This window comes from Shigella sp. SIG6 (assembly GCF_053555815.1).
The window spans coordinates 1-10,385 of the sequence record NZ_JBQZXC010000123.1 but is presented as its reverse complement, the minus strand read 5'-3'; the positions used below and the strand labels follow the sequence as shown (position 1 = coordinate 10,385).

The window sequence follows — 10,385 nt, the reverse complement described above, 5'->3', positions numbered from 1 at the left end:
CCCGGGGCGGTTCACTTACACCAGACATCGTTATTAAGTAGCAGCACCATAAGATAAGGAGTGGCATCGTTAGCCACAGCTTCCCTACTCCAGAGGTAATATAAAGGGGTGGGCTCGACTGATTTATCTTTACGTCGCTTACACTGCAAATGTTCAGAAATTAGTCTATGCAGCTCACCAGTAAAATCAGCAATCAGAGAAGGAATTGCCTTATTCATACCAGGGCAAGGTATTAATTTAAACTGTAATAATTTAATTTTAGGATGTGTAGCAGCAGCCCGATACAGAGTTGCAAGGACACACTTTTGCCAGAGGGCGTTACAGGAAAGCTTAATGTTTGATTCTGTATACATAATAAATCACCTTATAGTTACAATAGGTCAAAAACCGCTGTAGCCAAAGTTACGCTGGCCTGATGCTTTAGTGTCGAGCTTCGTCAAATAATCCAGACGTACCAATAAGCGCTGGTACTGCTCTGGGAAATTAGGATCGTTAATATCCAGGATGTAACGTCCATTAGCAGGGAAATGAACTAATCCCTGGTGATCTTCCAGTTCCAACCCTAAGGCACTGTACCAGGCTCCGGTAATTAACCCTCTCAGGGTGTCAGAGCGCTCATAGTTTCCCAGATGGTAATAGGCGTCTTTGTTAAAAAAAGGCAGACGTGATAATGACATTTAAAGGACTGCGTATATTCTTTCGCCCAGATAATACAAACCGACGTTGCGTAGGTGCGTTTGCCTTGTTGTTTTTTACGGTGTTGATCTGCATTAATTTTCGCATTCAGCGAGTTACGGAAACGAGATATCTCTCCGGGGATCAGGTTAGGGAAACAGGTAATGATATCCCCGTTGTCAATCACAGGAGGGTAATGGAGATCCCCCCGTATTGCTGTTATTCTGGAAGTGTTTTTAATATTCGTATTGATAGTTCTCAGAGATATATCACACTCTAGATATTTTAATTAAGTATCAGTTCGATATCGGCATATTGTACACTACCTCAGGTAGATGATGAGATCAGATACAGGGATCAACTGACGGTGAGCGCAGTCCCCACATTTTATCCAGGGCTTACTGCATATTCCCAACAGCCATTCGTTAGCCAGGTAGACGAATACCCTGATTTGCCGCTGGTTTTGCTTTCCTATCGAAGGGCCCATACATCATCACGCCCACGAAACAACCGACGAAATAACGCAACTTTCTCATCCGTGGATAATACGAAAACGCACTGCACAGGGCTCTGCGGTTTACGTCGCCATTCAATCCCATGAGCTTCAAGTAATGAGACCAGCCGGGTATTTTCTGCCCGCAGTACTGCTAGTTCATCGCTGTCAGATTTATAAACCATATGCGTTATCACTTGTACCTGTCTCCCGGCGGCACCACGACTGAAATTCGTGTGAAGGCAAATCCACGCGATAACTTACGATAGTTCGGACATAAGCCCCCATAATTCAGTTATGTCGTGGTCGACCCCGGTTACTTTTTTCGGGAAGCCTGCTACGGCCCAGAATAATACCGTGTTCTTTCTGATCCTGTTTAGCCAGATAGCTAAGGGCGTAACGTAAGTCGTCTACCGCAGATTTATCACTATAGTGAATCACGTGATCGATACGCACCGGGTATTTGTCTTTAGCCCGGCACAGATGAAAATAACCCTCCCCTTCCGTGATCCGCCTCCAGATATCTCCCAGTTGCCTGGATATCTGATAAGAGTTCTTGTGACGTTGTCCATCCAGGTAGCCGATAAAATGAATATGAAGCCCTTTGTCTGGTGTATATTCCATTACCCAGTAATATCCCGCCAACATCGTCTGGGTTTCGCTAAGTAAACGGTATATTTCCATACACATACTGTGCTTACAGGAATGCCCGAAACTGGGCGTGTCTTTCCTGTAAGCAAAATCAATTCTGAAAGGTAACAGTTTAGAAAAACGTTGAAACATACCATCCATGTGTTCATTCACGTCTTTCAGAATCATGAAATCCATTTTGTAATTGGGATTGGCATTATACATTTTATAGTCCTTACTTTATAAAACTCACAGGAAGAGAGAATTACGTAAATACTGAGAGTAGAGAAACGCCGTACCACGGCATTAATAAACGAAGTAAACCAGCAGCACAGACAACCTGATAAAACTGTTTTGTATTACCGCATTACTGTGATGAGGTAATACTTCAGAATACAGTGAGACTCTCTTAAACTGAGAACCAGTACGAATTACAATGGAAAAACACACCTCATAGAATTGAGTTTCAGGAAGCACCACTAAATTCTTTACAGGAAGTAATCTGACATTCACAAAACTCAGTATCGGCTAGCTACAGGCAACATCGCTATTAATATTGTCGAACCATTAAGTAAAGCCGAGAGAGACCACGGGTATTTAATCATTAGCATAAAAGAATAATGGTATACAGAACATACCCACACACCATAAGAAGATTGTTCCATACAGAAAAGATCATATTTACCTATACCTATAAACTGTAACGGAGTCATAACACGCTCTAATAGTGTTCCGATACGTAACCAGTGTTAAGTACGTACAGGACAACATTACACACATAATTCACCATACAGCTTCCCCCATATGCTTCACTGCGTAGTGTATGGAGATATATGCATTACACACATACAGAATACTTAGCATAAAGAGGAGTGACATTACCACGTAAAGAGATAAGTTATACAACAAACATACAAACAATACGGCACAGACACACAATACCATAACTCCAACTAATAATACTAATTAACCTTAATTATTTATGGTATATGAAATAAATGTGATTCTCCCGGAACTAACTAACCTAACCAGACAGATGATCACTGTATAAAAACTTCAGTTAATACTCATTTGTTTTGTCGACTCAGTATATAATGAGTGACCAGTAATCAGGATAATCACACTTACATAACCTGTAAAAAAGAACAAGAAGAATAAGCCACTAACATAATGCAAAATGGCATCTGAATCGATCGCAGTTTGGCATTCGAATCGATCATGATTTGGCCCAATCCGTGATCGAATAGAGCGGAATACGCAACATAATTCACCAGACAAGAGCTTACACCGAATTACAGATTATGTATTAATGTCAAAATTGGCATATTTTACAGATACAATGAACATGCAACCCATCAATCTAATAGGGGCGGTATGTACATCTGCCCATGAATGGGATGGCGCTAAGAATACAAAACAATTAGACATAGATCACAAAAACACACCATTCTAATTGAAAAACAAAACAAACAAATAAATCATACTATTATAGAATTTTCTCTTGCCAGACATAGATAATACCCCTGCTAATTTTGCTAATGGTTAGCAAAATTAGCAGGGTATATAAAGATTATTGACCCAAAACACACTCAGATGAATTCACGACAGCTCAGGAGGGTTATTCCTGATGTCATCTTCACAAATAATGGTTAACGCATCATATATCATTCTGCGTCTGTTCCTGTTTTCGGCCTTATCGCCATACAACATCATCACATTTTTAATTTCATCGACCGGTGATTTCACATAGTGAACTAATACACCAAGCTTCTCAACACATTGCAGTAAAGTATATTTCTTACTGCCTGTGAAAAGCCCTATCATAGTTTCTTTACGTTCGCGACTGGATAATACTTTGTTTTCCATAATGACTTCTGCCAGCGTCTTACCATCATAAACATACTCTTTATCTATCAGAATATTTATCTTATCCAGCACCTTCTCTACGTCATCAAGCAAACCTGTAATATATGGGGGCGCAATATATGGTTTCGTACTGATCTTTTCAAGCATACAATTATACATCTTAATAACACGCATCAGGGTAAAATTGTTCGCATCATACTGTATTTCACCCTCCTTATATACAGGATCAATAAGTGGTATTTTTTCAATAAATGCATCCTGATAGGCTTTTACATGGTCAAGCCAATAAAACAACGAGCCATACTTTATATTTTTTCTATTTACTTTAACCTCCAGTGCTGTCCGAAGCAACGATAATGCCCCCCTGACATATCCTGAAGGTAATTCACCAAACAATCCTTTTCTTTCCATGTCATCATAATGCTGCAGCACATCATTAATTTTATTTTTCCTTATCAGACAAATGTACACCGCAAGTGTTTCGTAGCAGCTGGTCACATGAACAGCCTCATTCTGCAACTGCCCAAAATAGCTTATAATCTTTTTCAGATATGCGTCATCACAACCATTCTTATCATTAATATTAAATACAAGATCTTTCAGACGGGAAATATATTCCTGAGATTTATCATCAAGTGAAACACTATAACGAGACAATGTTCCTTCTGCACTGTTTTGAAACTTATAAAACATTTCCAGTAATTTTTTTGCATAAGGCGTTGTATCAAAGCTGGTAAAGTCATAAAGATATTGCGCAGCGTAACCATACAAACCATGAATCCAGAGTCCTTCTCTCACCAACACTCTGAGATAATATGCAAGGCTTTGAAGTATCTTCGTCTTTCGTTGTATATCAAGTAAGACACTTAATGAATAAAATGCATTATAGAATTTATCAATATTCCTGAGCACTTTCTCCAGTTCATCCTTATCCAGCTTCTTCTCCCGGTAATCCTTTTTATATTCATTTTTGATAGCCATGATATATTGTTGCATCAGGCTCTTGCTTTTCCCGTTATCCTTCCGTATAGTTCCTGTATATTTCCCCAGAGCATACAGCTTTCCATTTTCATGAAAATCTTCCTTGTTGAATCCCAGTTCAGCCAGATATTCCCGAAGATAACGTTTAACAGCAGCTTCATCGCTTTCTGTATCAGCGTGATCAAGACAAGGACAATACGATTTCTGTAAAAAATTATAAATATGATAATAAAAAGCAGAGTCATTCTCTGGTCTGTATGTATTATACATATCTACAACAAGAAAAATAACCCCAAAAGTGCGCAGACAATAGCTGCGAAGGAATTCAGGTTTTAGTGTGGAATGCACTGGATAAGAATTCATCATGTAATAAAAATGTTCATATCGGGCATATATGATCCGCCGTTGCTCCTGACTGAACACCCCTTCAGCATCAATAATACGACTGATCTCATTATAACGTTGATCCCAGAATTTTTGATGCATTTCAAAATTGGTACTCTTCCGCTTGTGTGCCGGATTCTCGCCTTCCTTAAACAACCCCAAAACAGTACAAATATCATACAACATATTTGTAAATGTGCGCATATGCTGTGCTCTCCGGTTGGTTTGCATTTTATCGCAGAGGACATTCTGAGCTTAACGTATCAAACTGACACAACGACATGCAATGCATATGGAGAACAATATGTCAAATCAAACCGGACAGCTTTACACGCCTTCACGCATCCTGCGTATGGCTGAACTTACCCGACTGCTGGGTATATCAAGATCTACTATTTACGTGAAAATAAATCCGGCCTCGAAATACCACGACCCTACCTTTCCCAAACCAATAAGGCTTGGTAGTGCATCCGTAGGCTGGCGGGCATCTGCCATCGATGAGTGGCTGATGTTACATACGGCACCAGCCTGGTCTGAACCTGAAAACAAACTAAAGGAACTTAATGATGACGACAAAACTATCACTCCCTGAACTTGACACAACTAAACTGCCTGACAGGTGCCAGGCATTACTTGATGAAATGCATGAAGAAACAGGAATACGCCGTGAAATACTTCTGTCTGTTATGCTGACGGTCATGGCTGCCTCGGTCCAGGATACGCATGAAGTTGAACTTTCCGGAGGGCAACGTACCAGCCTTCAGATATTTATGTGTCTTTCATCAGCATCAGGCAGTGGAAAAACCTCTGCCTGCGCAAAATTAATCGCTCCTGTTCATGAAACAGAAGAAGAACTACATCAGGCATATATCGACGATAAAAAAAACTATGACCGAATGATGGAAATGTGGACAACAGATAAAAAAATCCTGGAGCGGAGATATAAAAAGGAAATTGAAAGATCCCCGGAAAATGCTGCTGCTGCACGAGCAGCACTTGAAAAGTGTATAGCAAATAAACCCGAACCTCCCGTACAACAGGTTCTCATCGTGAATGACGCGACACCAGAAGGGATAGCTTTGAAACTCAGCCAGTCACCCTCTCTTCTGTTGCTGTCTGATGAAGGAGGTACTATTCTGGATAAGCGTTTCGAACGCAAATCGGCACTGTACAACACATTATGGAGTGGGCAACCAGTCAACGTTGAACGGGCATCCAGACCCGGGTTCCGGCTGAATGATGTCCGTCTCACTATACTTATACTGACTCAACCGGTAATATTTAATAAGTTTTTTACTCTCACTGGCGATCAGATCCGGGGCAATGGCTTTCTGGCCCGGTTGCTATTTTGCGAACCCGGAGCAATTAAAATAATGACGACAGAACCGCATACTGCCACTCCTGTTGTGACGCAACAATGTGCAAGCTGTTTTCGTAAGAAAAGTTTTGGCAGTCAGATCAGAGACTCTCTGAGAGCATCCAGAGAAAGACGTGCAAAAAGTAAAGAGCGCATCTGCATGACATTATCAAATGCAGCATCCCGCGCACTGGAGCGCTTTCACAAAGAAAATATGGATACTGTCAGACAGAATCCTCATATGGGTACATTTGAAGACATTATTGTCAGAAAAAGAGAGCAGGTTGTCAGGATAGCAGCACTTCTGGAACTGGAGAAAGATCCAGACTCGACAGTAATAACGCTGGAAAGTACTAATAGCGCCATTTATCTCATTGAATTTTATTTCAAGCATCTTATATATAAACTTGAATCCCTTCGGGAAATATCCCCGGCTGAGAAACTTGATAAATGGCTTCAGAAAAGAATTATCACAACAGCAGGTTACATATTCCAGAAAAGTTATATTTTACAATATGCCCCATATGCTCTCAGGAAAAAATGTGTTCTGGATGAAGCACTTGACATACTGGCGGAACAAAGGAAAATAAGGATTGATGATAACCTGGTTGTTTATATAGGAAACACGATTACACCATCCGAACTGGCAAAAAAACTAAATATTCCTGCATTCGATGCCGGAGTTTTCATTTGTGATCATCAAAACATACTGAAGTATCACCGAAACAGACTATAGATACTATCGGACAAAAAATAAATTATCACAAGTGTATTATTCGTTATAATAATGAATAATCGTTATCTGAGTGCAATGCCAGGTTTTCATTACGAACTGGCATTGCATTTATTTTTCAAAAAAGAAAGCAGTAACCATTTGGCTACTCTGAGTATGCCAGTCCATGAAACTAAGCGAATTCCTTAGTGTTTTTAGCAAGTTGAGACATCACATAATCCGCCCATGCCTGCATCATCGGTACACGCTGCTCCAGTAGATCAGTACGATGATATGCCGCCTCAACCTTATTTTTCAGCGTATGAGCGAGCGCCCTTTCCGCCAGATCCCGCGAATACCCCTGTTCACTACACCAGTCCCTGAATGTTGAGCGAAAACCATGTGCCGTGGCAACTCGCCCCGGAATGTCACTGACGGCTTTCTTTTTACGCAGAAAACTTGTCAACACCATATCGGAAAGGATCTGCTGCTTTCTGGGTGAAGGGAACACCAGTTCATCATGCAGGCCACGTATATTTTCCAGAATGTAAATAGCCTGCCGGGATAAAGGAACACGATGCTGTAGCCTAGCTTTCATTCTTTCTGCAGGTATAGTCCATACCCGCTTATGAAAATCAATTTCAGCCCAGCGCATTCCCCTGGCTTCGCCCGAGCGAGTTGCTGTAAGTATCACCATTAATAACAGTGCGCGGGTAACATTATAAGGTTCATCACTATACACACTGGTCGCCACAAAAAGCGGTAACTGCCTCCAGGGCATTGCGGGTTGGTGTTCATCACGTCCTCTTGTCTGCTGAGGAAGCAAATGGTCAACCACATCAACAGGATTTGCCACACAAAAACCGTGCGCCCATCCCCACTGCATAACAACATGAATGCGCTGTTTAACCCGGCTTGCCGTTTCTGACAAGGTTAACCAGACTGGACGCAGTGTTTCTGCCACGTCCGCAGCCGTAATCGAATCCAGCGTTTTTGCTCCCAGTTGAGGAAACGCGTAATTCTCAAGCGTCGATAACCACTGCCTTACATGCTTTGGATTCTCCCATCCAGGAGACAGTTCTGCATGTACACGCCTGGCTGCATCGGCAAATGTTGGGATAACGACTTTCTCAGATTCAGCCTTTTTAATCTCCAGAGGATCATCACCTGCAGCAAGTTGCTCTCGCATTATCCGGGCAGTACGTGCAGCTTCAGCAATACTGACCTCTGGGTAAGTTCCCAATCCAGCATTACGTCTTTTTTGTGTCACCGGACTTACATAACGAAAAACCCATTTCCCCCGCCCCTTTACTGAAGAAGGATGAAGGGTCAGTCCGGTAATTCCCCCATGGGGCAATGGTTTGTCATCAGGTTTGATATGTCTTGCTTTCGTATCCGTCAATACTGCCATACGCTAATTCCCGTCACTCTGGTATGCCATCCAGTATGCCATTAGTCCCTCGCTTCACTAAGAATACATTAGATAACATCGGACAACAAAAAGTGTAATACATTGTTTATAAAGAAATTATATAACACCCCTGGATTAAGTCAGATTTATTTCAGGCGGTCCCCCTCACCGCCATATTTAAAGAAGAGCGCGTACGAAAGTACGGGCTTTTTTTTCGTATATTGTACACACCGGGTGCCCCCGCCCACGTCTGTTAGGGCGAGGGGAAATTGTGCACATCAACTGTCTGGTTACTCAGTCAACAATCAAAATGCGCAAGATAGTACAGAACATATATGCGTTATCTGGTCACTTCCTGTAACTTCCTCACTTATTAAAATGCCCCCAACGGAAATACATGTCACATGCCATCATAAAATCGTTATGCCAGAGGAATCGACAATGGAAAAAATAGTAAATTAAGCACGGTACATAGCAGAGTAAAAAATAGGCTTCAAACCAAATCCGCCATTCCACAAGCGTTGCCAATACCGACACCAGCGTAATCCACATCATTTCAATAACCAGCAATATGAATAACCGAAGCCAAAGCGGCTTGGCAAAAAAGGTCGACAACGTATTTTCACTGGAGAAAAACAGATCGATTTCCTGCAAAAAAAACCTGCCCAGAAAAGCGTACCGCTTGGAGAAGCGCAGAAAAAACAGATTAATCGCCAACACTACGCCACAAAGAATGAGCAATGTAATTATCGATTTAAACGTTAACCACTGCCCCTCTGTCACAAAAGAATCACTGTTACGCAACGGGCTGATAGTAAGCAGGTTAACAACCGTTGAGATGCACACCGAAAGCAGCACATAGCGAGTCAGACTTTTATATTTTACTTTTTTCGCTACTGAAATAGCGACCTGCTTGACATAACTGGTGCGGATCATCCGAAACAGCAGAAAGATGACCAACGGCCCAAGTAACGAAATCAGGAACAGCGCATATAACGAGGGTAGAAGCTGGTATAGCCCCCAACTCATTGCACTCAACATGATTAACGATAGAAATCCTGCCACCAGAGGTTGTGTAAGAAATAATTCTATTTTGTGGTTCTGCTTTTTCTTAAACCACGAAAAATCGATATTCTTCGTGACGCATTTATAAGCCCAGTACGCCTTGAGATCAAAAATAAAATTATACAGCACCAGGGCCAGAATCCCACTAACTACACCAATATCCTCTGATGGAAAAGTAAACCCTGCATTTTTCCAATAAAATGCCTATCAGAATAAGTCCAATAGCATAAATGTATATCAGATTTCGTTTATCCTGAAAGCGAATAAAAGTTAAATAATCAGGAATCATTTGAATACCTTTGCATCACTAAATGCTTTACGACAATGCATAACTCGTTGCTGATCCACGCCAGCAAAATCATTTAACATATTCCCCAAATAGGGCTTATTACTTATTTCAAGGAAAGCTACCGGGGTTGGCATATTCAGAAATGTATCGAGAGATTCAGTCCATTTCACCGTATGAGTTAAGTGTAATGAGAGATTTTCTTTGATAATTGACGGAGCGACCTCGCTTTTTGCTGTTACGTTCATCAGAACCTGATGCTCTGGCGAAGCGATATCCAGTCCGGCAAGATAATCGCGCATTGCCTGAACGCCGTCTTCCATCAAACGCGTGTGCCAGGCACCGCTCACACCGAGTTTAACCGGTTCGTATCCAGCGGCCATCAGCAGCGTGGTAAATTCATTCAACGCAGCCTGCGTTCCCCCAATAACCTGCTGGCGCGGCGTGTTATCACAGCTAATATCCAGCGCAATGCCTGATTCCGTAATCATCGTCTGCAGTTGTTCGCGGTTGATGCCTTTAACC

The 10,385-nt window shown here is 41.6% G+C and carries 7 protein-coding genes and 3 pseudogenes; 2 read left to right on the top strand and 8 right to left on the bottom strand.

All coding sequences use genetic code 11. The features are described 5' to 3' along the window. Positions 1–11: 11 nt before the first annotated feature. The 5 genes and pseudogenes from ACUU1M_RS16375 to ACUU1M_RS16355 form a co-directional block, all read right to left on the bottom strand. Positions 12–218, bottom strand: coding sequence for a YagK/YfjJ domain-containing protein (locus ACUU1M_RS16375; protein WP_005087702.1), 207 nt, complete (start codon positions 216–218; stop codon positions 12–14). 162 nt (positions 219–380) lie between these two features. Continuing rightward, positions 381–943: pseudogene (locus ACUU1M_RS16370) on the bottom strand (inovirus Gp2 family protein). A gap of 63 nt (positions 944–1,006) precedes the next feature. Further along, positions 1,007–1,353 (bottom strand): annotated as a pseudogene (locus tag ACUU1M_RS16365) (TOTE conflict system archaeo-eukaryotic primase domain-containing protein); the annotation flags it as partial. A gap of 106 nt (positions 1,354–1,459) precedes the next feature. After that, positions 1,460–2,023, bottom strand: coding sequence for an inovirus-type Gp2 protein (locus ACUU1M_RS16360; protein ID WP_000282110.1), 564 nt, complete (start codon positions 2,021–2,023; stop codon positions 1,460–1,462). 1,374 nt (positions 2,024–3,397) lie between these two features. Continuing rightward, the gene (locus ACUU1M_RS16355) at positions 3,398–5,233 is read right to left on the bottom strand and encodes a hypothetical protein (protein WP_001258873.1); all 1,836 of its coding nucleotides are present in this window, start codon (positions 5,231–5,233) and stop codon (positions 3,398–3,400) included. A gap of 100 nt (positions 5,234–5,333) precedes the next feature. On the opposite strand from ACUU1M_RS16355, the gene ACUU1M_RS16350 reads away from it, so the two are divergent. Both ACUU1M_RS16350 and ACUU1M_RS16345 read left to right on the top strand, forming a co-directional pair. After that, on the top strand, positions 5,334–5,621 hold the full coding sequence (locus ACUU1M_RS16350) for a helix-turn-helix transcriptional regulator (protein WP_000070931.1): 288 nt from the start codon (positions 5,334–5,336) through the stop codon (positions 5,619–5,621). After that, entirely contained in the window at positions 5,593–7,122 is a 1,530-nt protein-coding gene (locus ACUU1M_RS16345; protein ID WP_005067490.1) for a DUF3987 domain-containing protein, read from the top strand. The genes ACUU1M_RS16350 and ACUU1M_RS16345 overlap by 29 nt, the downstream gene beginning before the upstream one ends. A gap of 169 nt (positions 7,123–7,291) precedes the next feature. Here ACUU1M_RS16345 and ACUU1M_RS16340 read toward each other — a convergent pair whose 3' ends face one another. The 3 genes and pseudogenes from ACUU1M_RS16340 to ACUU1M_RS16330 form a co-directional block, all read right to left on the bottom strand. Beyond that, positions 7,292–8,509 carry a tyrosine-type recombinase/integrase gene (locus tag ACUU1M_RS16340; protein ID WP_000279879.1) on the bottom strand — a complete coding sequence of 406 codons (1,218 nt, stop codon included), beginning with the start codon at positions 8,507–8,509 and terminating at the stop codon, positions 7,292–7,294. A 366-nt stretch (positions 8,510–8,875) separates the two neighbouring features. Next, positions 8,876–9,863, bottom strand: a pseudogene (gene ycdU, locus ACUU1M_RS16335) (protein YcdU). After that, the coding region (locus ACUU1M_RS16330) for an ACP S-malonyltransferase (protein WP_449144694.1) at positions 9,860–10,385 on the bottom strand (526 nt) is incomplete at its 5' end. The pseudogene ycdU and the gene ACUU1M_RS16330, both read right to left, overlap by 4 nt.